This is a genomic window from Pseudarthrobacter oxydans, from assembly GCF_030812335.1.
Classification (GTDB): Bacteria; Actinomycetota; Actinomycetes; order Actinomycetales; family Micrococcaceae; genus Arthrobacter; species Arthrobacter oxydans_B.
On the sequence record NZ_JAUSSN010000010.1, the window covers coordinates 63,985 to 87,495 of the forward strand.

General features: G+C 66.7%; 20 protein-coding genes. 10 read left to right on the top strand and 10 right to left on the bottom strand.

Going from position 1 to position 23,511, the window contains the following annotated elements; genetic code table 11:
• Positions 1-24 precede the first annotated feature (24 nt).
• From J2W14_RS16455 to J2W14_RS16475, 5 genes are all read right to left on the bottom strand, one after another.
• Positions 25-1,665: a GMC family oxidoreductase gene (locus J2W14_RS16455; RefSeq protein WP_307464487.1), complete on the bottom strand. Its 1,641-nt coding sequence runs from the start codon at positions 1,663-1,665 to the stop codon at positions 25-27.
• On the bottom strand, positions 1,666-3,204 hold the full coding sequence (locus J2W14_RS16460; RefSeq protein ID WP_307464489.1) for an aldehyde dehydrogenase family protein: 1,539 nt from the start codon (positions 3,202-3,204) through the stop codon (positions 1,666-1,668).
• A gap of 121 nt (positions 3,205-3,325) precedes the next feature.
• On the bottom strand, positions 3,326-3,928 hold the full coding sequence (locus J2W14_RS16465; protein ID WP_307464492.1) for a TetR/AcrR family transcriptional regulator: 603 nt from the start codon (positions 3,926-3,928) through the stop codon (positions 3,326-3,328).
• 68 nt (positions 3,929-3,996) lie between these two features.
• Entirely contained in the window at positions 3,997-4,698 is a 702-nt protein-coding gene (locus tag J2W14_RS16470; protein WP_307464493.1) for an SCO1664 family protein, read from the bottom strand.
• A 30-nt stretch (positions 4,699-4,728) separates the two neighbouring features.
• Positions 4,729-5,406 (bottom strand): MSMEG_4193 family putative phosphomutase, encoded by a 678-nt coding sequence (locus tag J2W14_RS16475; RefSeq protein ID WP_307464494.1) that lies wholly within the window; start codon positions 5,404-5,406, stop codon positions 4,729-4,731.
• Between the two features lie 93 nt (positions 5,407-5,499).
• Between J2W14_RS16475 and J2W14_RS16480 the strand changes: the two genes are divergently transcribed.
• From J2W14_RS16480 to J2W14_RS16500, 5 genes are all read left to right on the top strand, one after another.
• A complete protein-coding gene (locus J2W14_RS16480; protein WP_307464496.1) occupies positions 5,500-6,888 on the top strand; it encodes a sigma 54-interacting transcriptional regulator in 1,389 nt (462 codons plus the stop codon).
• A gap of 23 nt (positions 6,889-6,911) precedes the next feature.
• Positions 6,912-8,915: a vWA domain-containing protein gene (locus J2W14_RS16485; protein ID WP_307464498.1), complete on the top strand. Its 2,004-nt coding sequence runs from the start codon at positions 6,912-6,914 to the stop codon at positions 8,913-8,915.
• Between the two features lie 63 nt (positions 8,916-8,978).
• The gene (locus J2W14_RS16490; protein ID WP_307464499.1) at positions 8,979-9,854 is read left to right on the top strand and encodes an aminoglycoside phosphotransferase family protein; all 876 of its coding nucleotides are present in this window, start codon (positions 8,979-8,981) and stop codon (positions 9,852-9,854) included.
• Between the two features lie 183 nt (positions 9,855-10,037).
• Complete coding sequence (locus tag J2W14_RS16495) at positions 10,038-10,895, top strand: phosphatidylinositol-specific phospholipase C/glycerophosphodiester phosphodiesterase family protein (protein ID WP_307464502.1); 858 nt, start codon at positions 10,038-10,040, stop codon at positions 10,893-10,895.
• Positions 10,896-10,942: 47 nt separating this feature from the next.
• A complete protein-coding gene (locus J2W14_RS16500; protein WP_307464503.1) occupies positions 10,943-11,983 on the top strand; it encodes a metallophosphoesterase in 1,041 nt (346 codons plus the stop codon).
• A 47-nt stretch (positions 11,984-12,030) separates the two neighbouring features.
• On the opposite strand, the gene J2W14_RS16505 is transcribed toward J2W14_RS16500, so the two are convergent.
• Both J2W14_RS16505 and J2W14_RS16510 read right to left on the bottom strand, forming a co-directional pair.
• A complete protein-coding gene (locus tag J2W14_RS16505) occupies positions 12,031-12,291 on the bottom strand; it encodes a hypothetical protein (RefSeq protein ID WP_307464505.1) in 261 nt (86 codons plus the stop codon).
• 193 nt (positions 12,292-12,484) lie between these two features.
• The gene (locus J2W14_RS16510) at positions 12,485-13,291 is read right to left on the bottom strand and encodes an SDR family NAD(P)-dependent oxidoreductase (protein WP_307464507.1); all 807 of its coding nucleotides are present in this window, start codon (positions 13,289-13,291) and stop codon (positions 12,485-12,487) included.
• A 183-nt stretch (positions 13,292-13,474) separates the two neighbouring features.
• Here J2W14_RS16510 and J2W14_RS16515 point away from each other — a divergent pair, with 183 nt between their 5' ends.
• The gene (locus tag J2W14_RS16515) at positions 13,475-14,254 is read left to right on the top strand and encodes an ion transporter (protein WP_307464508.1); all 780 of its coding nucleotides are present in this window, start codon (positions 13,475-13,477) and stop codon (positions 14,252-14,254) included.
• A 32-nt stretch (positions 14,255-14,286) separates the two neighbouring features.
• Here J2W14_RS16515 and J2W14_RS16520 read toward each other — a convergent pair whose 3' ends face one another.
• The 3 genes from J2W14_RS16520 to J2W14_RS16530 form a co-directional block, all read right to left on the bottom strand.
• The gene (locus tag J2W14_RS16520; protein WP_307464510.1) at positions 14,287-15,429 is read right to left on the bottom strand and encodes an amidohydrolase family protein; all 1,143 of its coding nucleotides are present in this window, start codon (positions 15,427-15,429) and stop codon (positions 14,287-14,289) included.
• Complete coding sequence (locus J2W14_RS16525; RefSeq protein ID WP_307464512.1) at positions 15,429-16,793, bottom strand: glutamine synthetase family protein; 1,365 nt, start codon at positions 16,791-16,793, stop codon at positions 15,429-15,431. The genes J2W14_RS16520 and J2W14_RS16525 overlap by 1 nt, the downstream gene beginning before the upstream one ends.
• Positions 16,794-16,873: 80 nt before the next feature.
• On the bottom strand, positions 16,874-17,203 hold the full coding sequence (locus J2W14_RS16530) for a hypothetical protein (protein WP_307464514.1): 330 nt from the start codon (positions 17,201-17,203) through the stop codon (positions 16,874-16,876).
• 137 nt (positions 17,204-17,340) lie between these two features.
• On the opposite strand from J2W14_RS16530, the gene J2W14_RS16535 reads away from it, so the two are divergent.
• From J2W14_RS16535 to J2W14_RS16550, 4 genes are all read left to right on the top strand, one after another.
• The gene (locus J2W14_RS16535; protein ID WP_307464516.1) at positions 17,341-18,096 is read left to right on the top strand and encodes an alpha/beta fold hydrolase; all 756 of its coding nucleotides are present in this window, start codon (positions 17,341-17,343) and stop codon (positions 18,094-18,096) included.
• Positions 18,097-18,171: 75 nt separating this feature from the next.
• Positions 18,172-19,698 carry an FAD-dependent oxidoreductase gene (locus J2W14_RS16540; RefSeq protein WP_307464518.1) on the top strand — a complete coding sequence of 509 codons (1,527 nt, stop codon included), beginning with the start codon at positions 18,172-18,174 and terminating at the stop codon, positions 19,696-19,698.
• Positions 19,699-19,937: 239 nt separating this feature from the next.
• On the top strand, positions 19,938-22,052 hold the full coding sequence (locus J2W14_RS16545) for a chloride channel protein (RefSeq protein WP_307464520.1): 2,115 nt from the start codon (positions 19,938-19,940) through the stop codon (positions 22,050-22,052).
• The gene (locus J2W14_RS16550; protein WP_307464522.1) at positions 22,052-23,431 is read left to right on the top strand and encodes a glutamate decarboxylase; all 1,380 of its coding nucleotides are present in this window, start codon (positions 22,052-22,054) and stop codon (positions 23,429-23,431) included. Before J2W14_RS16545 ends, J2W14_RS16550 begins: the two co-directional genes overlap by 1 nt.
• The last annotated feature ends 80 nt before the right edge of the window (positions 23,432-23,511 follow it).

Sequence of the window (23,511 nt, forward strand, 5' to 3'; positions counted from 1 at the left end):
GCGCGTTGATGGGCGCGCCGCCGGTCAGGCGAGGGACGCGCTGAGCTCCGGCTCCGCCGTCGTTGTTTCACCGGTTCGGCCGGCGCGGATGAAATCCGCACAGCGCTCGCCGATCATCATGACGGTGATGTTGGGGTTGACCGTGACGTGTCCAGGCATCACGGACGCATCCGCAACGCGCAGGCCGGTGACGCCCTTGACCCGCAGCTCGGGATCCAGCGGTGACATCCCGTCGTCGGCCGGGCCCATCCGGACAGTGCCCACGGGGTGGTACACGGTGTTGTGGGTCTTGCGGATGTACTCCCGCAGCTCCTCGTCCGTCTGCGCCCCGACGCCGGGCGATAGCTCGCGGCCGGTCCATTCGGCCATGGCGGGCTGGGCGGCGATTTCGCGGGCCTTGCGGATGCCGGCCACCATGACGCGCATGTCGTGGCCGTCGGGATCCGTGAAGTACCGCGGGTCCACCATGGGCTTGTCGCGGAAATCGCGGCTGCGCAGCCTGACGGTGCCGCGGGAGCGGGCGTGCGTGACGTTCGGGGTGAGGCTGAAGCCGTTCTCGGTGGTGGGGTAGCCGTGCCGCAAGGTGTTCATGTCGAACGGGACGGAACCGTAGTGCATCATCAGGTCCGGGCGGTCCAGGCCGTCCTCGGTGGGGGTGAAGATGCCGATCTCCCACCACTGGGTGGACGTTTGCACCATGGGCTGCCTGGCTTCGAACTGGACCACGCCTTCTGGATGGTCCTGCAGGTTTTCGCCCACGCCGGGGGAGTCCACCAGCACCTCGATGCCGTGCTGAGCGAGGTGCTCGGCCGGGCCGATGCCGGAGAGCATGAGCAGCTTGGGGGAGTCGATGGCGCCGGTGGACAGGATGACCTCGCAACGCGCTGAGAGCCGGTGGGTCCGGCCGAACGCTGAGTCCACCACGTCCACGCCGGTGCAGCGCCTGTCAGCGTCGAACACGAGTTGGCGGGCGCGAAGGCCTGTGAGCAGGGTGAAGTTGCCGCGGTCCATGATGGGGTGGATGTAGGAGACCGAGCTGGAGGCCCGGGTGCCGTCCGGGCGGCGGTTGATCTGGAAGAAGTTGGCTCCGTTGATCACGGTGGTGCCGGTGTTGAACTTCGCGCGGGGAATGCCCGTCTGTTCGCAGGCGTTTAGGAGCGCGACGCCGGCAGGATCCACCGGGGGCACGTTCATCAGGTGCACGGGTCCTGAGTCCCCGTGGTGGGGTGCGTCCGGACCGGCGTCCTCATTGGTTTCCAGCCGCTGGTAGAGGGGCCACGCGGCGTCGGCGTTCCAGCCGGCGGCACCGTACTTGGACTCCCACTCGTCCAGGTCCTCGCGGGGTGCCCAGAAGGCGATGCAGGAGTTGTGGCTCGAACAGCCGCCCATCACCTTGGCGCGCGCGTGGCGCATGAAGGAGTTGCCGTTTTCCTGCGGTTCCACCGGGTAGTCCCAGTCGTAGCCGGATTCAAGCAGCTCCATCCAGCGGTCCAGCTGCAGGATTTCGGGCAGGTTGCGGTCATCCGGGCCGGCCTCCACCAGGGCCACGGTCACGTCCGGATCCTCGCTCAGCCGGGCGGCGACGGCGGCACCCGCTGACCCGCCGCCGATAACGACGTAGTCGAACCCGCGCTCGGTGAGGTCCTCAATGTTGTCGAAGTGCATCTAGTTCTCCTCGCCGTGGTCAGCAAACCAGCCGGTGACCTGCGGGCTGGTGTTCTGGTAGATGTGCTTGGCTTCCTGGTATTCGGCCAGGCCCGTGGGGCCCAGCTCGCGGCCGACGCCGGACTGGCCGAAGCCGCCCCACTCGGCCTGGGGGAGGTAGGGGTGGTAATCGTTGATCCAGATGGTGCCGTGCCGCAGCCGGGATGCCACGCGCTGCGCCTTCCCGGCATCCTGGGTCCAGACCGCGCCGGCCAGGCCGTAGATAGTGTCATTGGCCGTCGCCACCGCTTCGTCCTCGGTGCGGAACGTTTCCACCGTCACCACCGGGCCGAACGCCTCGTCGGAGACCACGGACATCCCCCTCTGGACGCGGTCCAGGACGGTGGGCTGGTAGTAGAACCCGCCGTCGTACTTTCCTCCTTGCGGTGCCGCGCCGCCGGTCCGCAGCCGCGCACCCTCCTGGACGCCGCGCTGGACATAGGCGTGGACTTTGTCACGGTGGGCCGCGGAAATCAGCGGCCCGGTTTCGGAGGCGTCATCGAATGGCCCGCCCAGCCGGATCTCCCGGGCACGGCGGACCAGCTCGTCCACGAAGCGCTCGGCGATCGATTCCTCCACCACCAGCCGCGCCCCGGCGGAGCAGACCTGCCCGGAGTGGACGAACGCGCCGTTCAGGGCATTGTCGACGGCGGCGTCGAAGTCCGCGTCCGCGAACACCACGTTGGGGTTCTTGCCGCCAAGCTCCAGTGCCACCTTCTTGACGGTGCCAGCGGCGGCCGCCGCGATCCGCTTGCCGGTTTCCAGCCCGCCCGTGAAGGAGACGAGGTCCACGGCGGGGTGTTCCGAGAGCGGTGCGCCCGCCTCCGCGCCGGGTCCGGTCACGAGGTTGGCGACGCCGTCCGGCAGGCCGAGGTCCTGCAGCAGCTGCATGGCCAGGATGGCTGTGGATGGGGTCAGCTCGGAGGGCTTGAGGACGAAGGTGCAGCCGGCGGCCAGTGCGGGTGCGATCTTCCACGCGGCCTGGAGCAGGGGGTAATTCCACGGCGTGATCAGGCCGCAGACGCCCACGGGTTCGTAGACGATCTTGCTGGCGACAGCGGGGTTCCCGGCGTCGACGATACGGCCCGCCTGTTGCCCGGCGAGCCTGCCGAAGTACTCGAAGCAGGCGGCAATGTCGTCCATGTCGATGCGGCTTTCGACCATGCGCTTGCCTGTGTCCAGCGACTCCGCCCGGGCGAACTTTTCCCGGCGTTCGCGCAGTCCGGCGGCGACTTCGAGCAGGAAGGTGCCGCGTTCGGGTGCCGGGATGGAGGACCAGACGCCGGAGTCGAAGGCTGCACGGGCTGCGGCGATTGCGCGTTCCGCATCTTCCCGGCCGCCCTCGGACACCGTGGCCACCAGTTCGCCGTCGGCGGGGTTGTGGATTTCGCGCACGGCACCGGAGGCGGCCGGCTCCCAGGCACCGTTGATGAACAGGGTGGATGCTGCCTTGGTCGTTGAGGCTCGAATGACGTCGTGGGCTGGTGTGGCGTAAGTCATACGAAGGACAGTAGTGCAGATTGAACGAGTGTTCAATGTTTTTCTTGAACAATCGTTCAATGCTATTTATGGAGCTAGACTGCCCGGCGCCGGGTGTTCAGGACTTGTGCAGTCCATGGTCTTAGCGGGTGTGGTCCTGACGCGGTGCGAAGGCGATTTGCTCCGTGCGGGCGATGCTTCGCTGGATGGAGGCCTCATCAACACCGAGAAGCGCCGTCAGCCACATGCCGTTTTGGATGACGACAATGTCAGCCGCCCGCTCCCGGCATGTCTCCCACGCCAGACCGGGTTGGGCGTTGGAAACCAGTGCAGCGAGTCCGTCGAGATATCGGTCGAAGGCCTCGGCGTTGATCTGTGCATAGCCCTCGTCCGCTTGGGCGAGGGCCCACAGGTGCAGGCGCAGGGACAGGTAGCGGGTCGTCAGCAGATCGGCGGCTGCCACTCGCCGCAAGGCGCGGCGCAGCTGTTCTTCCGGGTCTGACGACGGATCGGACGCCACCAGCAGAAGGTCGTGCTCGTCGACCCGGCGCAGGGCTGCCCGGATCAGGCTCGTCTTGTCGTCGTAATAGTAATTCACCAGGCCGAGCGCGACGCCGGCCTCGCGGGCCACGGCCCGCATGCTCACACCTGAAATCCCGTGGCGGGACAGCAGATCCAGCGCCGCCTCGAGAATGCGCGACTGCCTGTCCATCTGTTCGCCGGAGTTCACGGCCTTGGTCCCCATCTGGCCAGACTATTGCCTAACCCGTAACGAGTGCACTTCCAGGGGCCGCATGACCTTGGTGCAGCCGGCTAAACCAGCGGCCACGGGTACCTCATGCCGGTACGGTCAACCGGCAGCACCCCTAGGTGCAGAAGGTGCAGGACGCGGTGCTGCAGGGCGGTGACCTCCTCTTCGTCGAGGAGTTCGGCCACCTCGGGAGGCACGTCCTCTGCGAGCGGGGCGATGTCCTCGAGCAGGGCGTCGGAAATGGGTTCGCCGGCGAAGTCCCAGATTACGGTGCGCAGCTTGTAAGCTGCCGAGAAGCACAGCCCGTGGTCGATGCCCCAGACCCGTCCGTCGTCGCCGCGCAGCACGTGGCCGCTTTTGCGGTCGGTGTTGTTGGCGACGTAGTCGAACAGGGCGATCCGCGCCAGCTCGGGGTGGGTCTCGGGGGCGTCTGCGTACAGCGTGAAGTAGTGCTCTTGGAAGTCGCACTCGATGAACCGCTGCAGCGAGCCGATTCCCAAAGGAGCGTCATCGCGAATGACAGTCAAAGGCACGATGCCCCACCCCAGGGACTCGCTGAGCAGGTAGGCGGCGCGTTCCCGCCGGAAGAGCCCGGGCTCGAAATCGGACAGCGGCCGTTCCCCGGCCTCCGGCTTGTAGACCGCATACGCCTCGTCGTCCCCGCAGGAGACCTGGGCCAGGAACGTCTCATTGCTGCTGCGCGGGATGCGTCCGAGCAGCTCGACCCGGCCCTCGGCGAGCAGCGTCAGCTCCCGGCCGGACAATGTCGCTCCCGATTCAGTGACTGCCCCATGTCACAGCCCCCTTAGCCCGCTCAGTGGTTCCGACGTCGAATTCACCATGAGCACGGTGGGTGCCTGACCGTCCACGAATGAAACGGCCGACACCGAGCCCGGGCTGATCACGATGCGCTGGAAGAGGTCCAGGGGCGTGCCGAGGGCATGGGCGACCGCGGCCTTGATGGGATCGGCGTGGGAGAAGCACACAATGACGCCCCCGGCATGGGCTGCACGCATAACCTCCAATGCTCCGACAATCCGTGCCTGCATCTCCGGAAAGCTCTCACCGTTCGGGAAGCGGAACTCAGCCGGGCTGTGCTGCACGATCTGCCATTCCGGCAGGGCCGCCATTTCGGCGATCGCGGCGCCAGTCCAGTCACCCTTGTCGCATTCATTCAGGCCGTCGTCGTACTTCACGGCCAGACCCGTGCGGGCCGCCGTCGGCTCCGCCGTCTCGCAGGCGCGCTCCAGCGGCGACGAATAGAGGGCATCCACCGGCAGGCCAGAGAGCCGTTCCGCGACCCGTTCGGCCTGGGCCCGGCCGCGGTCGGACAGATGCAGTCCCGGGGCCCGCCCCGGCAACACCGTGCCCGTCGTCGGCGTCTCCCCGTGACGCACCAGCAGCAGGAGCGTGCCCTGCTGCTCGGGTGAGGTTCCGGGTGCCGGTGGTGCCGGCGGTGTTGGTTCAGTCATCAGCATCCAGCGTAAGTCGCACCGCTGCCCAGTGAGCAAGGAATCTGAAGAATTTGCTCGATTCCCGGCACAACGGGGGATTACCTTAGAGGGGTGAGTGATCGCCCCGATATCTTCACTGTTGGTGAGCTGCGTGCCTCCGGCCACGTGCACAAGGACCTGCGCCGCGAAATCCGCGACAACCTGCTCGCCGCGCTCTCCGCCGGCCGCGACCCGTGGCCCGGGATGTACGGTTTCAGCCGGACCGTCCTGCCCCAGCTCGAGCGGGCCCTGCTCGCCGGGCACGACGTCGTCCTGCTCGGCGAACGAGGCCAGGGCAAGACCCGGCTCCTGCGCACCCTGGCCGGGCTGCTGGACGAGTGGTCGCCGGTGATCGAGGACTCGGAACTGAACGAACACCCCTACGAACCCATCACGGAGCACTCCCGCGCCCTGGTCCTCACCGAGGGGGACCGGCTGCGGGTGGCGTGGCGGCACCGCTCGGAACGGTACGTCGAGAAGCTCGCGACGCCGGACACCTCCGTCGCGGACCTGATCGGCGACGTCGACCCGATGCGCGTGGCCGAGGGCCGCCGGCTGGGGGACCCGGAGACCATCCACTACGGCCTGGTCCCGCGCTCCAACCGCGGCATCATCGCCATCAACGAACTGCCCGACCTCGCCGAGCGGATCCAGGTCTCGATGCTCAACGTGATGGAGGAGCGCGACATCCAGATCCGCGGCTATGTGCTGCGGCTGCCGCTCGACGTCCTGGTCGTCGCGTCCGCCAACCCGGAGGACTACACGAACCGCGGCCGGATCATCACACCGCTGCGGGACCGCTTCGGCGCCGAGATCCGCACGCACTACCCGATCGAGCTCGACGACGAGGTCGCCGTCATCCGCCAGGAGGGCCACCTGGTGGCCGGCGTCCCGCCCGTCATCCTGGAGATTCTGGCCCGCTACACCCGGGCGCTGCGGCAGTCCCCGGCGGTCAACCAGACCTCCGGGGTGTCCGCGCGGTTCGCCATCGCCGGTGCCGAAACCGTCGCCGCCGCGGCCCTGCGCCGGGCCAGCGTGCGCGGGGAGGACGAGGCCGTCGCCCGGATCATCGACCTGGACGCCGCCGTGGAAGTCCTCGCGGGAAAGATCGAGTTTGAATCGGGCGAGGAAGGGCGGGAGCAGGACATCCTGGACCACCTCCTGCGCGTGGCCACCGCGGAAGCCGTGCGGGCGCACTTCCACGGCATCGACATGGGTGCGCTCGTGGCAGCCTTGGACGGCCACACCTCGGTGACCACCGGGGAACTGGTCACCGCGCGGGAGTTCCTCGAAAACCTCCCGCCCCTCAACGGATCGCGGCTCTACGACCAGATCACTGAGCGGCTGGGCGCAACCAACGACGGACAGCGCGCCGCCGCCGTCGAACTGGCACTGGAAGGTCTCTACCTCGCCCGGCGGATCTCCAAGGAGTCCGACGACGAGACGACGATCTACGGGTAGGCAGGCCAAACACAGGAGGGCCCATGAGCGTTCACAACCGGTCCCGGTACGGCCGGTACACGGGAGGACCGGATCCGCTCGCCCCGCCGGTGGACCTGGCGGAGGCGCTGGACGCCATCGCCGAGGACGTCATGGCCGGCTACTCCCCCCGGCACGCCCTGCAGGAGTACCTGCGCCGCGGCGGCCGCAGCCGGGAAGGGCTCGACGACCTCGCCGGCCGCGTCCAGCAGCGGCGCAGCGAACTGCTGGGCCGCCACCGGCTGGACGGCACCCTCAACGAGGTGCAGAAGCTGCTCGACACCGCGGTGCTGGAGGAACGCAAGCAGCTGGCCCGCGACGCGATGATGGACAACACCGACCGCGCCTTCCGGGAGATGCAGCTGCAGAACCTGCCCAAATCCACGGCCGCGGCGGTCAACGAACTCGCCTCCTACGACTGGCAGTCCAGCACCGCGAGGGAAGCCTACGAGCGGATCAAGGACCTGCTGGGCCGCGAACTCCTGGACCAGCGGTTCGCCGGCATGAAGCAGGCGCTCGAGAGCGCCACGGACGAGGACCGCGCGGCCGTCAGCGAGATGCTGCAGGACCTCAACGAGCTCCTCGGCAAGCACCGGCGCGGCGAGGACACCGACGCGGACTTCCGGGAGTTCATGGCCCGGCACGGCGACTTCTTCCCGGAGAACCCGCAGTCCGTCGAGGAGCTGATCGACGCGCTGGCCCAGCGCGCCGCCGCCGCCCAGCGGCTCCTGCGCTCCATGTCCGCCGAGCAGCGCGAGGAGCTGATGCAGCTCTCCGCCCAGGCGTTCGGCTCGCCCGAGCTCATGGCCCAGCTCGGCCAGCTCGACGACAGCCTGCGCGCACTGCGCCCCGGCGAGGACTGGACCGGCTCCGAACGCTTCGAGGGGGAGGACGGGCTCGGGCTCGGCGACGGTACCGGCGTGCTGCAGGACCTCGCCGAACTGGACGAGCTCGCCGAACAGCTCTCCCAGTCCTACAACGGCTCACGCCTCGACGACCTGGACCTGGACGCCCTCGCCCGCCAGCTCGGGCAGGACGCCGCCGTGACCGCCCGCACCCTCGCGGAGATCGAGCGGGCCATGCACGACGGCGGCTTCCTCCGGTGGGGGGCCGACGGCGATCTCCGGCTCTCACCGCAGGCCATGCGCAGGCTGGGCAGGTCGCTGCTGCGGGACACCGCGAAGCAGCTCTCCGGCCGGCAGGGGCGCCGGGACACCCGGGTGGCCGGGGCGGCGGGGGAGCAGACCGGCTCCAGTCGCCAGTGGGAGTTCGGCGACGCCGAACCGTGGGACGTCACCCGGACCATCACCAACGCGATCCGTCGCACCATCGCCGACGGCGGCGATCCGCGCCGCGGCTTACGGCTGGCTGTGGGGGACATCGAGGTGACGGAGACGGAGGCGCGCACGCAGGCCGCCGTCGTCCTGCTGGTCGATGTGTCCTTCTCGATGGCCGCCGAGGGGCGCTGGGTGCCGATGAAACGCACCGCGCTCGCCCTGCACCACCTCGTTTCCACGAAGTTCCGCGGCGACCGGCTGCAGCTGATCACGTTCGGCCGCTACGCGCAGTCCATGGACATCGGCGAGCTCACGGCCCTGCCGGCCCTGCGGGAGCAGGGCACCAACCTGCACCACGGGCTGCTGCTGGCCGGCCGGTTCTTCCGCCAGCACCCGTCGATGCAGCCCGTCCTGCTGGTGGTGACCGACGGCGAACCCACCGCACACCTGCTGGCCGACGGCGAGTCATGGTTCGGATATCCGCCGGCCGCGGAGACCATCCGCGTGACGGTCGCCGAGCTGGACCGGCTCGGGCGTGCCGGCACGCAGGCGACGTTTTTCCGGCTGGGCGATGACCCGGGCCTGGAACGGTTCGTCCAGAAGATGGCCCGCCGGATCGGCGGCCGCGTCGTCGCGCCCGAGGCCGGGGACCTGGGTGCAGCCGTGGTCGGGGAATACCTCCGCGCCCACTTCCGCGGACGCCCCTACGACGACGCCGACTGGGCCCAGTAGAGTTGCTGTTCGAGGGCCGGATTGTATTCCGGGAGACGGAAGGCGGAGCCCTGAATGGCGGGAATGCCACCAGCCACGATGGAAGTCAGTGATGCCGTCGTCCAGTGCCTCGTCCGGCAGCAGCGGCCCGATCTCGGCGACCGTCCTCTGGTCCGGGTCGCGAATGGCTGGGACAACGCGACCTTCCGGCTCGGCGACGACCTGGCCGTCCGGCTGCCGCGCAGGGCGGAGGCCGTGCCGCTGATCCTTCATGAGCAGCGCTATCTTCCTGACATAGCCCGCCGTTCCCCGGTGGCGGTTCCTGTCCCCGTCCATGCCGGCCAACCGACGTCGGACTTTCCCTACCCGTGGAGCATCGTGCAGTGGGTCCCCGGAGCCGGTGCGGACGACGTCGGCCCCGCCGGCCGTGGGCCGGCCGCTAAAGGTCTGGCCGATTTCCTCCTCTCCCTGCACGTGCCCGCCGAAACCAGTGTCCCGGTGAATCCTTTCCGCGGCGTGCCGCTGCTGGATCGTGACTCTGCGGTCGTGGAACGGCTCGGGGACCGCGAACGCTACCCGCACGCAGCAGCGCTGAGAGCGGTGTGGGAGCAGACCTGTACCGCTAAAGCCTGGGACCGTCCCCCGATGATGCTCCACGGGGACCTTCACCCGGGCAACGTCCTGCTGACGGACGACGGCTCGCTGGCTGGCGTCATCGATTTCGGCGACGTCGGGGCAGGGGACCCGGCTGTCGATCTTGCGGTGGGATGGCTGATGTTCGACGCCGGCGCCCGCCACCGCTTTATGGACGCCTTTGGCCCTGCAATGGATGGCGACACCTGGATGAGGGCCCGGGGCTGGGCTCTCATCCTCTCCACCGCCCTGCTGAGCAACTCCGACGACAACCCGCGGATGTTCTCCGTGGGAGCGTTCGGGATCAGGCAGATCCTGGAAGACTGACGCAGGGAAACACTGGCAGGGCCACACTCAGCCCACCACGCCAATGATCCTTCCCAGTTCACCCGCCAGCAACCAACACGCCCTCCAGCGTTCTCCCGCGACCAGCAGTCTTTTCACGCACCCTTTTGCCCGGCACGTCCCCATGTGCCGGGCGGAGAATCCCCGGTATCTAAGGAGTACTCCTTGTTCGTGAAAAGCACCCTTGCCGCCGTCGCCGTCCTTGCCTCCCTGGCCGGGACAGTAGCAGTCCCTGCCCAGGCAGAGGCGGCCAAGCCGGCTCCCGTCGTCGTCGGCCAGCCACTCGCCCAGGCGCATGCGCACAACGACTATGAGCATGACCGTCCCCTCAATGATGCGCTGGAGCATGGCTTCACCAGCGTGGAAGCGGACGTGTGGCTGGTGGACGGCGAGCTGCTGGTTGGCCACGACCTGGAGGATGTCCAGCCCGGCGTTACGCTCGAGAGCCTCTACCTCGATCCGCTCCAGGACCTGGTCCGCGGCCAGGGCCACAGCGTCTACCCGAACTGGGATGGTAGCCTGCAGCTTCTGATCGACATCAAGAGCGACGGCGAATCCACCTACGCCGCAATCGAGCAGGAACTGGCCGAGCACCGCGACATCATGAGCCGCTACAGCCACGGCGCCACCAAAACCGGCCCGGTCACCGCGGTCATCAGCGGAAACCGCCCGCTGGCCACGATGCAGGCACAGGAGAAGCGCTTCAGCTTCTACGATGGCCGCTCCGCAGACCTCACCTCCGGAAAGCCTTCGGGCCTGATGCCGCTGGTCAGCGACAACTGGACCAAGCTCTTCACCTGGCAGGGCGTGGGTCCCATGCCGGAGGCCGAGCGCGCCAAACTGCGCGACTACGTGGCGGAGGCGCATTCCAACGGCTACCGCGTCCGCTTCTGGGCCACCCCGGACGCGCCCGGCACCGCACGCGAAGCCATCTGGAACGAACTCTTCGACGCCGGCGTGGACCACATCAACACCGACGACCTCGCCGCACTGCAGCAGTTCCTGACCGCCCGCGGGGCCTAAGCCGCGCACCTCAAGCCCCCTACCCCGCAAAGAAGAGGAACACCGTCATGCCTTCAAAGACCATCAAAACGACGACGGCGGTAGCCGTCCTGGCGCTCGGCCTCCTTGCGTCCCAGCCCGCCACCGCCGCCGACAACACCGCCGACAGCCAGGCGTTCACGTTCGGCGTGATCGGCGACATCCCTTACGGCGAGGCCGAAATCGCGAAGTTCCCCGCCCGCATCCAGGACATCAACGCCGACAGCACGCTGAAGTTCGTCACCCACGTGGGCGACATCAAGAACGGCTCCTCGGTCTGCTCGGACGAGTACTTCGAGAACATCCGCACGCAGTTCGACACCTTCGAGCACCCGCTGGTCTTCACCCCGGGCGACAACGAATGGGTGGACTGCCACCGCACGAACAACGGTGCGTACAACCCACTGGAACGGCTCGACAAGCTGCGGGACGTCTTCTTCGACGAGCCCGGCAAGACCCTCGGCGCCACCATGCCCGTCAAGACCCAGGCGGACCTCGGTCTGCCGGAAAACGTCCGCTTCACCCAGAACCGGGTGGCGTTTTCCGTGCTGAATATCCAGGGCAGCAACAACTCGCTGCAGCCGTGGACCGGCCTGGGCGAAACCACGGCCACGCCCGAGCAGTTGGACGAAGTTGAGTTCCGCACGGACGCCGTCCTGGCCCAGATCCGCAGCACCTTCGCCGACGCCGAACGCCGCAACGACCGTGCCGTTGTCCTGATGACCCAGGCCGACATGTTCGACCCGTCCCTGCTCGCCGCCGCGACCGCCAACCCGGACACCATGTCCGGCTTCCGCGAAATCGTGCAGGCCATCATCGACGAAACCAACAGCTTCGACGCCCCGGTTTACCTCATCAACGGCGACAGCCACGTCTTCGCCGAGAACCAGCCGCTCGCGGAGGGCTCACCCTGGCTGGACATCTACGGCCAGCCCGCAGCCGATGACCTGCAGCGCATCACCGTGGACGGATCCGCCAACGCCACCAACTACGTCAGGTTCACCGTCGCCGGCAACAGTGCCGACGGCGCGGACGTTCTGGCCTGGGAAAAGGTCCCCTTCAGCCAGTAGGCACCAGAGGGCAGCGGACGACGTCGGTAGGTCCCGGCGTCGTCCGCTCACGACTCAACGAGCATCAGTATTGTTTCCGGACGGACACCGTCGAATTTCATCGCTTCGGCTGTCTCTGGGGACTCCATGATCCGCTGGAACATTTCCATGTCGGGGACTTGGACGATCAAACCTACACGGTGGCTTTTTGCCGGGTCGATAAACGTTCGAACCGTGATGCCCAGCGGCCCGAATACCTCTTCCCTTTTTGGTGAGCTGAGCCAGTGCTCAACGTCGTCGACTTCGTGGAAGACCATTAATGTTGGCATCGTTGCCTCCGCTTTCTGGGGTGGTGCCAGGAGCCGGGCTGGTCAAGGGGCCGCGTCCGGACGTCCTGATCACGCTGAACGTACCACGGCCTCGAATGCCGCGGTAGCGGGGAAATCGACACTTCGGCCCCTCGCAAAGCGGCCAGTCGAGAAGCTGGGAAAGATGGGCCCGGTCGGGCATTAACGCGCCGTCCTAGATGTCTGCCAGGGTCAGGGCCGGCGGCGAACTTCCGTCGATGTCCAGCACGCCGAACTCCTTCGCGACCGCGGCGGCGACGAGCACCTGGCCGGTGCGCGACATCAGGGTCGGATCGTGGACCAGCGCGTTGATCACGCGGCCGATGAATTCGGGGCTTTCGCTGGTCGAGAGATCGAATGCGCCGCTCTGCGCCGCCGCCAGCACCGCCTCGGTCCGCACCAGGCCGGGGTAGAGCGAGATCACCGGGACGTCGAACGGTTTCAGCTCGTCCGACATGTCGGACGTCATCTTGTCCGTCGCCGCTTTGGCGATGCCGTAGATCGTGTTGCCGAGGTGGCGCTGCGCGGCCCAGAAGCTGATGTTGACGATCAAGCCGCGGCGCCGCGGCGTCATCAGGCGCGCCGCGTGCGCCGAACAAACAAAGGCGGCACGGACGCCGGCGTCCATCATGCCGGTCCAGCGGTGCATCGGCTGGTCCCAAAACGGTGCAGGCCACGTGAACGCGCCGCCTTCGACCATCTTCTCGTAGCCGCCCCAGGCGCAATTGACGAGGAGATCGAGGCGGCCGCACTCGGACCGGATCACGTCAAACACGCGGGCCGTCTCTTCGTCTTTGAGATGGTCGCAGCGAAGCCGCCGTATCTCCGGCGGCAGATCCGCCTGGTCGATCGAGCGGCCCGTGCCGTACACCCGGAACCCCGCGGCCAGAAGGGCCAGCGCAATGCCCCGGCCTACCCCTCGGCTCGCGCCGGTGACGAGCGCAACGTTTCCCGTTGGCGCCTCGTCGCGTTCGCTGGTCATGCCAAGCTGCCCCGCTTACCTTTTTTGGTCCGTGACCCCATCGTAAGCCGGAGCCGGAGCCGGAGCCGGAGCCGGCGCCTTGGGCACGGCGCCCGATAACGCTTCGTTCGGGAGCCAACATCCCGTCGGGGCCTGGGTAAAAAAGGATCGGCTACGCCGCTGCTTGCGTGCCAGAATCCTCACATGACCAACGAACGCAGTGAACTGAAGAGCGTAGGATACGAGATCTTTATCGGTATCCTTTCGATCCTGTCGATCGTCAATCTCGTGCTCTTGTATGTTGTGCGGGAGAAATCCCTCGACACCGTGCTGACGGTGATGAACGCCCTTTTCAGCGTGATCTTCGTCGTCGACTTTCTCTACCGGATCGTCACCGCGCCATCGGCGGGCGCTTATTTCTTCAGGCACTTCGGCTGGGCCGACCTGTTGGCCAGCGTGCCTTTGGCGCAATTCAAGATCCTGCGCGCCTTCCGGCTGGTCCGGGTGTACCGCCTGCTCCGCGACGTCGGCACCCGCACGGTCGGCCGCGCTCTGATCAAAGACCGGGCCGGCAGTTCCCTGTACATACTGCTGCTCATGGGCATTTTCGTGCTGGAATTCGGAAGCCTCATGATCCTCGGTGTCGAGGAGGGCGCCCCGGGGGCCAACATCACGACGGCCTCGGACGCCCTCTGGTACACGATCGTCACGATCTCAACAGTCGGATACGGGGACCAATATCCGGTCACCGATGCGGGCCGCATGATCGGGACAGGCATCATCATCGTCGGTGTCGGGATCTTCGGCACGTTCACCGGCTACCTGGCCAACTTCTTCCTGTCCCCCAGGAAGAAGTCCTCCGCACCGACCGCCGCTGAGGCCGGCTCGAGGACCGCGACGGTCGAAGGGCTCCGCCTGAGCCTCGAAGAGTCCGAAGCGAAGCTGGCCGAGATCAGAAAGCTGCTGGCCGGGCCAACCCAGTGAACGGCGCACGGCTCGGGATCTCGGGTGGGCGCTCAGGGGAGTTTGTACACGCGGCGGGCGTTGTCGCGTGCGACGAGTTGCACGATCCTGAGGGCGTCCGCCTCGGAACAGTCGTCGTCGTCGATCCATCCGCCGACCACCTTGGTGATGGCGTTGCGCCACAGCCTCGCCCCGAGGTAGTGGAGTTCGGCCGGGCCGAAGGCGTCGGAGGAGTAAAGAATTTTCGTGAAAGGAGCCAGCTCGAATGAGCGGGCCACCAGGTCCCGGCTCCGTGACCCGGTGAAGTTCACGGCAAGGCCCACATCGATGTAGACGTCTTCGAAGGCGTGGGCCAGATAGCCGGCCTCGCGCTCGAACGGATAGCAGTGCAGCAGCATGATGGGTGTGTCTTGGACTTCGGGGGTCCGCAGGAAATCCAGGAGGTACAGCGGATTGGTCTTGTGGAGGTCCAGGTCGCGGTCGCCGAATCCCACATGGAACTGCAGCGGAAGCTTCATCGACACCGCCGTGTGGATCCCGTGGGCAATGAGCGTCACATCGGTGAGCTTCGGGTTGGTGCCGGGGGACAGGTTCTCCTGCCAGCGGCGGGCTGCTTCAACGACCGCGGCCGGTGCCGGCCGGCTGAGATTCCGGTCGAACCCTGCGCGGTAGGCGAGGACTGTTTTGACGCCGACGGCGCCGAGGGTGAGTTCTTGAAGCCGCCGGCCGAACTCGTCGGCGTAATCTGCCGGGTTTGCGATCTCCTGGATCAGCGACTCGGCGACCAGTTCCAGCCGGACGATCTCGTGGGTTCGCCCGCCGGAGACCTCGGCCATGCCGGCCGTGCCGAGGTAGTCAGCGGCATCCAGGCCGGTATCGATCAGCCAGTCGCTCACGCCGGCAGCGCGGGTCATACGCCGGCACACCTCGAGTTCTCCAAGCTCGGAGCGCCGGCTCCAGTAGTCCGCCGGTGAGGCGTGCCGTGGCAGCTCGAGAATGCCGCTGCACCAGCGCCGGATGGCGAGCCCGATTTGGGTGTTGTAGCTGTCCTCGGGGTTGGCCAGGGGTTCGGTGTTTCCTTCGTTGAGCGAGTTCTGAAAACGTGCCTCATCGCCGTCGGCGTGAAACGCGCCATGCACGTGGTGATCGACCAGGCTGACGTGTTCGACGAAGTCCGGGAAGGAACCGTCCGCCATTAGATGGACCAGGCAAGGCGAAAGCGTTCAGCAAGCTCGTCCGGCGGGAGTTCCGCGGACATCCGCTGTTCGTAGCGCCGGACGGCCACCGTGGCATCGACGATGGCGTCTCCCAGAAGCCCGCGTGCCAGGCGTGACTTGTCCAGCGTGTCGATGATGGCGGCGGGGGAGTCTGAGAGCAGCCGGATGTTGGCCCGTTGCCGCTCGCCTTCCGAAAGCCGTCCGGGGTCGCCCGGGATCTCTGCCGGAAGCCTGCGCCCGCCGCGGATGCCGTCAAGGGCGAGCGCAAGGATGGCTGCGGACGCCAGATACACGTTGGCCGACGGGTCGATGATTTTCACCTCGACGTTGGCTCCGTGCGGATTGCTCTCGCCCTCGTTCAGAAAGCGCACCGAGGCTTCCCGGTTCTCCAGGCCCCAGCACAAGTAGGCACCCGACCACGTGCCGGGTGCCAGGCGGCTTCCGGACAAGATTGATCCCGTGAGGAAACCCTGGATATCGGGGAGTCCTGCGATGATTCCTCCAATGGCCGCGCCCCCCTCGTCGCGGATGCCGTGCGGTCCGCTGCCGCCGGAGAACAGCGGCAGGCCGTTCCTGTGGAGCGAAAAGTGCTGGTGGGCACCGTTTCCGACGGTGCCGGTAAAGGGCAACGGGGAGAACGAGGCCTGCATATCGTGGGCCCGGGCGATGATGCCAACGATGATCTTGGCAAGGACCACCGTGTCCGCGGCCTGAACCGGCGAAGCAGGGGGCAGGGAAAACTCGAACTGGTTTCTGCCGTACTCGGCGTGGATCTGCTCCATCGGAATGCCGGCATGGTTCAGCCTTGACAACAGCTCATCGAGGAATTCTGATCGGTCCAGAAGGCCGGTTGCGCCGTACGGAACCCAGGGTGCGGTCTCCAGCGCTGAACCGTCCGGGGCGACGAGGAAGAATTCAAGTTCATGGCCCACGAGTGCCTGGTATCCGGCCTCGTCGAGGCTGTCGTCCACAGTGGCCAGAAGGCCGCGGGCACAGGCCAGGGACGCGGCGCCGTCCTGTTCGAAAAGGCTGCCCGGTGCCCATGCCCGGCCACCCTGCAGGACACGGAGTCCCGCGATATCGATCTTGAGGCGCATATCGCCAACGGTGGTGATGCTGTCCGTGAACGCTATCCCGCCGTCGATGGTGAAGACATGCCAGACGGGGGCAGCGCCCATGCCGGATTGCTGGAACGTTTTGAGCCGGGCCACCGGAACGCTCTTGGCCAGCGTGATGCCCGAAGCGTTCACCACCGTCCCGATCACGGTGCGGACCCCGGCCTCTTGGAGCTCGTGTTGAGCCTTGGCAACAGCGGAATCGCCGGCTGACGCGAATTCACTCATGCGCCTATCATGCGGCGCCTCCCCGCCCAATGAAAGGTTCGAAAGCTGCGCCGGCTGTTAGCTTGCCCCGCTCAGCATGTTCATTCCTGGGCGCTGAGGTTCCAGTGGACCCGGATGGCCTCAGCAATTGGGCCAGCGGTGACGTCGACCCGGAAAGCAACGGGCGCGGTCCCTGTCTCTTCGATGACCGAGTCACGGTAGACACGGCCGCAGGAGGGACACAGGGTGTAGAGGTCCTCATCCGCCGGCCATTCCGCCAGCCCGGCGGGAACCGGGCTGCTGTCTCCGATGTAGACGGGAACGCCTTGGGAGTTGGCCTGAATCAGCCCGTCGTTGCTGACAGTGTTGCCGCACACGCAGGTGATGGTGGTGACATCATGATCGATTACATCGGCGGTTTCAGAGTCCATGATGACCTTCCCGGCGCTGGAAAAGACGTTCTGGTACCAGCTTATGCCTGCCGATCTCTGGCCGCACCGGAACCGGATTGGGGACTACACTCGACAAACTCTCTGATTACCTTCACCGGCTACACCTGGAGGACGACATGAACAGGGTTAAATCAGCGGACGGGACGACGATTGCCGTCGACAGAACGGGAACCGGGCCGGCTCTTATTGTGGTGGCGGGGGCCTTCTGCGATCGTCACTCGAAGAATTCGCTGGCCACAGCTCTCTCGGACCGGTACACGGTATTCCAGTACGACCGCCGAGGTCGAGGTGACAGCGGACCGGTCGGTGGTGTCACGGTCGAACGCGAGATCGAGGACTTCGCCGCCGTCGTCGCGCAGACAGGGGAGAAGCCATTCGTCTTCGCTGACTCCTCAGGTGGCGCCATTGTCATCGCGGCAGCAGCCGCCGGGGTCGAAGTTCGAAAGATTGCCACCTACGAGGTGCCGTTCACGCAAGGTCCCAGCTTCGAACTCGCGGATCAACTCGCGGCATTGGTCGCCTCCGGCGACCGGAGCGAGGCAGTGGAGCGTTTCCTGCAGCTGATGGGAATTCCCCCGGAAGCCATCGAGGGCATGAAGCAGGGTCCGGGCTGGCACCAGATGGAATCTTATGCGGCAACTCTTCCCATCGACGTCAGGCTGTGCAATGACGGCCGCATCCCCCAAGACCAACTGGCCAAGGTCACGGTTCCCCTCCTGGCCATCGCCGGTGATCGTGGGCCCTGGGCGGTGAACGTAGCGAACGACATCGCAGCGGCAGCGCCGAAGGGCGAGCCGCGGATTCTGGCTGGCTACGGGCATGACGTGCCTGACGCCGTTCTCAGCGGGGTCGTGTCGACGTTCTTCAACTGATGCCGCAAGCTCCGTGGAATCGCGGGACAGCGCTGTGCCCGCAGCAGTATGGTGTGCTCCTGGAAGGGGGCTGTTATGGGTGTGCTGCAAGGGCAGGCCATTTCCCTATGGCTTGCCACCGCTGCAGGCACGGGCTATCCGTCGCTCAGCACCGACGTCGACGTCGACGTCGCGGTGATCGGCGGTGGCGTTGCCGGTCTGACGGCAGCGCTGGCCTTAAAGCGTGCTGGTCAATCGGTCGCGGTTATTGAGGCGGCACGTGTCGGCACAGGCGTCACGGGCCACACCACCGGCAAGGTCACCTCCCTGCATCGCTTGGTGTACACCGAGCTTGCCGGGCGCCACGGCCTTGACACGGCGAGCCAGTACGGGCAGGCGAACCAGGCGGCCATCGAGCACATCGCCCGCGTCGTCTCGGACGAGGGCATCGACTGCGGTTTCCGCCGCGTACCTAACTTCACCTACGCGGAAACGGACGGGGCGCTGAACCTCGTCCAGGATGAGGCGGCGCTGGCCGCCAGGCTCGGTCTCCCATCCGTCTTTACCGCCGATGTGCCGCTGCCTTTCGCCGTCAAGGGAGCCGTCCGCTTTGATAATCAGGTGCAGATCCACGCCGTGAGATACGTGCAGGGCCTGGCCCGCGCGGTCGACGGCGGCGGCAGTTTTGTGTTTGAGGAATCCAGGGCCCTTGCGCTGCGGGACGGCTCACCGGTTGTCGTGGCGACAGAGCGGGGATCCCTCCGCGCGCGGGATGTAATCATTGCCACCAATGTGCCCTTCAGCGACCAGGGAAGTTTCGCCGCGAAGTCCTTCCTGCACCGTTCGTACGTCGTCGCCAGCCGGGCGGGTTCCCCTCAACTGGAGGGGACCTACATCAGCGTCGACGAGCCGATGCGCTCGATTCTGGGCATCGAGATCGATGGCGCCAGCTACGTGCTCGCTGGCGGCGAAGGCCACCGGCCCGAAGACTCCGGCGACACCGCAGAGCGGTATCGCCGGCTGACAGCTTTCAGCCGTGACCGTCTCGGCACCCATGAGCCCGTATTCCGCTGGTCCACCCAGGACAGCATTTCCGTAGATGGCCTCCCGTCCGTGGGCCTCATGTCCCCGGACTCCACGCACATCCATGTGATCACCGGTTTGCGGAAGTGGGGCCTGACTAACGGCTCCGCGGCGGCCCTGATCCTGGCCGACAGCTTGTGCGGCCGGGCGAATCCTTGGGCGCGTATGTTCGACAGCACCCGGACGCCACGGGCCGAGGCCACGGCGCCCGCGCTTCCGAGCGTTTCAAACCCGCCCGTTCCACAGCATGTGGCGCCGGATCAGGAAGACAAGAGTGCTCCCGTAGTTCCCGCCCCGGGGGAAGGCGCAGTCATCGAACGGGAAGGCGAAAAGATCGCCGTCTATGCTGATCCGGCCGGTAGAGTGCGGTCGGTCTCGGCGACCTGCACGCATTTGGGCTGCACTGTCGAGTTCAATGTCACCGATACGACCTGGGACTGCCCCTGCCACGGTTCGCGGTTTGCCACCGACGGCACGGTCATTCAGGGTCCGGCCAGCACCAACCTCGCCCCTCGCCCCTCACCCCCCTATGAGGGATGATCCTGCATTAGTCCTTTCACCCGCTTTGGGTGATGACGGCCCCCGCTTGGAGCGCTAAATTTGCGAACGTGTGATTGACCGGTCTCAACTCCTTGTGAAACCCCACTGAAGGCTCCCGCCGTCTGGCGGGCGGCCAGCGGAAGGAGAGGGATGCTCAACGGTTACCACGGGCGCACCGAACCCGTTCCCAGCGTGATGTTCTGCTCGTTGATCGTCGGTGACTCCCGGGGCAGACGGGAATGAGCCAGCCTGCCGCGCCGCCGCCCGATATCGATCCGGTCGCCGTGATTCGTTCCAGGCCGTACATCGCTGCGCTTGTGCTGGCAGCGGTCCTGGGCGTTCCCATCTCGGTCATTGCCTACGGTTTTCTCGCTTTTGTCGCGGCGGTCCAGCGGTTCGTTTTCGTCGGGCTGCCGAATCAGGTCCTCGGGGGTCCGGCTCCTGCGTGGTGGCCGGTTCCGTGGTTGCTACTTTGTGGGCTGTTGACGGCGCTGACCATCCGGTATCTGCCGGGAACCGGGGGCCACTCACCCGCTTTCGGATTCAAGACGGGCGGCGGTCCGCCCAGCGGCCGGGAGCTCGTGGGCATCGTTCTCGCGGCCCTGACCACACTAAGCCTGGGTGCGGTGCTCGGGCCCGAAGGGCCGCTGATCGCGATCGGTGGCGGCCTCGGGGCGCTGGCGGTGCACCTGGTGAAGAAAGACGCACCGCCGATGTCCCTGACCATCATGGCGTCGGCCGGCAGCTTCGCAGCGATCAGTACCCTGCTCGGGTCTCCCGTGCTCGGTGCCTTCCTGATCATGGAGGCCGCCGGGATCGGCGGAATGACGCTGAGCCTGGTGGCCCTGCCCGGGCTGATCGCTTCCGGCGTCGGGGCGCTGGTGTTCGTCGGACTGGACGGCTGGACCGGGCTGGGCAGCTTCTCGCTGGCACTGCCCGTGGTGCCGCCCGCGGTGCCGCCGACGTTGGCGACGATGGGCTGGGCGGTGGTCATGGGCGCGGTCGGCGCGCTGTTGGGATGGCTGATCCGGTCGGTCGCGCTGTCGCTTCGCCCGGTCGTGCATCTGAACCGGGTGTTGGTGACGTCCGCGCTCGGCTTGCTGATCGGTCTCACCGCGATGGCGTACCAGTTGATCTCCGGGCGCAGTTTCACGCAGGTGTTGTTCTCGGGGCAGGACGCACTGCCGGAGCTGGTGGAACACGCCACGGACTACTCGCTTGCGGTGCTGGTCCTGCTGATCGCTTGCAAGACCCTCGTCTACGGGCTCTCGCTGAGCGCATTTCGTGGTGGGCCGGTCTTCCCGTCGATGTTCATCGGTGCGGCGCTCGGTATTGCCGCCAGCGGGTTGCCCGGAATGAATCTCGCCGCAGGGATCGGCATGGGCATGGGAGCCATGTGCGCAGCCATGCTGCGGCTGCCGTTGACGTCGACGCTGCTGGCCACGCTGCTGCTGGGTGTGGACGGTCTGGCGGTAACACCCCAGGTGGTGGTGGCTGTGGCGGTGGCCTTCGTGATCACCAATCTGCTCCCGGTCCCGGGCCCGGGACCGGGCGCGACGGCGTCCGGGGCGCCTGCCGACGTCGGCCCCGTCCAACATCGGGGTGCCCCGACGGCCGGCCAGGCAACTGAGATCGCGAGCGCGGGCCCGTCGACCGCACGGGACCGGTGGATCGCCTGGCTGTTCATCATTGGCTCGAGTCTGTTCGCCTTGGGGGCGATGCCGTTCTACGCCGAGGCCGTGGGATTGCGCTGGTGTGCAGCCACATTCTTCGTCGGTTCGCTGTTCTTCACCTGTGCGGCGTTCCTGCAGTACCGGGAGTCCGTTGACGCGCTCCCGGCCGCGGGTGCCACGCGGCGCCATGCGTTCTGGGTGTGGGCGCCGCGGAACCTCGTGTGGCTCGCTGCCGCGGTTCAACTTGCCGGCACCCTGTGGTTCAACTGGAGCACGGGAAACGCCCTGCGGGACAATCTCAGCGCGGCGCTGACCGAGCAGCGGGTCTGGCGACCCGACGCCCTGGGTTCCATCGCCTTCCTCGTTGCAAGTGCTGTGGCGTTGCGGGAGGCCGGTCGCGGGGTCATGGCCGGCCGGCCCAGGCCCCGGACGTGGAAGATCGGCGTGGTCAACTTGGCCGGCTCTGTTGCGTTCGGCATCTCGGCTGTCGCGGCCTTTATCATCCCGTCGAGCGGCAATGTCTTGAATGCCGAGCTGTCCAATCTTGGCACATTCGTGGGAGCCCTGTGCTTCCTCGCCGGCGCGATCCTGATGCTGGGTCCGATCCACCGCCGCCTTGGTTCCCGCGTATCGGGGACCTCATCCGGAACCCCTTTTCACCAGTCCCTGAAGGAGAAGTGATGTCACGAGATTTCCAGCCGGCGGATGCCGACGTGGCCCTGTTTGGCAACCGATTCGTCACCCAGGAGGTTCCGAGCCGGGAGTTTCCGGAGACCGGCATTCCTGCCCAGGACGCTTTGCGGCTCGTGGCGGAGGATCTGGCGCTGGAGGGTGATCCAGCCCGGAACCTGGCGACCTTCGTGACGACGTGGATGGAGCCGCAGGCCCAGCAGATCATCGCCGCGAACCTGCACCGCAATTTTATCGACCACGCCGAATATCCCCGCACGGCCGAGATTGAGCAGCGCTGCATTCGGATGCTCGCCGACCTCTTCCACGCGCCGGGCGAGACGACGGGAGCCCGAACCCAGGGATCGTCCGAGGCGATCATGCTCGGCGGCCTGTCCCTGAAGTGGAACTGGCGGAAGCGTCGCGAGGCCGCCGGGGAGTCGACGTCGAGTCCGAACCTGGTGTTCGGCGGCGACGTGCACGTCGTGTGGGAGAAGTTCTGCCGCTACTTCGACGTCGAGCCGCGGATCGTGCCGCTGCAGCCCGGGAAGTACACGATCGGCCCGGAAGACGTGCAGGCCCATGTCGATGAGAACACCATCGGCGTCGCAGCCGTGCTGGGTACGACGTTCACTGGGCACAAGGATGACATCGCCGGGATCAACGACCTGCTGCTGCGGATCAAGCGCGAGCGGGGCCTGGATGTGCCGCTGCACGTGGACGGGGCCAGCGGGGGGTTCGTCTGGCCCTTCCTCTACCCGGACTCCAAGTGGGACTTCCGGCTCGAGCAGGTCCGCTCGATCAATGTCTCCGGGCACAAGTTCGGACTGGTCTACCCGGGCATCGGCTGGCTGATCTTCCGGGAGAAGGCCGACCTGGCCAGGGAACTCGTTTTCGAGGAGAACTACCTCGGCAAGACCGACTCGACCTTCACCCTGAACTTCTCCACCGGCTCGTCGATGGTTCTCGCCCAGTACTACAACTTCGTTCGCTATGGCCGCGCCGGCTACGCCTACATCATGAAGAACATGCAGACCAACGCCCGCGTCCTGGCCGAGAAGTTGGAGGCCATGGGCCGGTTCGAGATCATCGGCCCCGACGAGGAGCAACTTCCCCTCGTCGCGTTCCGGCTCGCCGCCGACACCGGCTACGACGAGTTCGACATCGCCTGGCAGCTCTCGGCCGAGCGCGGCTGGATGGTGCCGGCATATACCCTGCCCCCGAATGCCCAAGATGTGACGATCATGCGGGCCCTGGTCAAGCAGACGATGAGCCGCGAGCACGTCGACACGCTCGCCCGGGACATCGAAGAGGCGTGCTCCACGCTGGCGAAGAAGGGCGGCGCGCACGAATCCGAACGCAACAAGATCATCACCGGACCCGGCCATTGACCCGGTGCAACACGCCGGCCCCGACACCTCCGGCCGGGCGGACGGTTCGCCGGGCTGTCGGACTATGCCTTCGGCGCCGT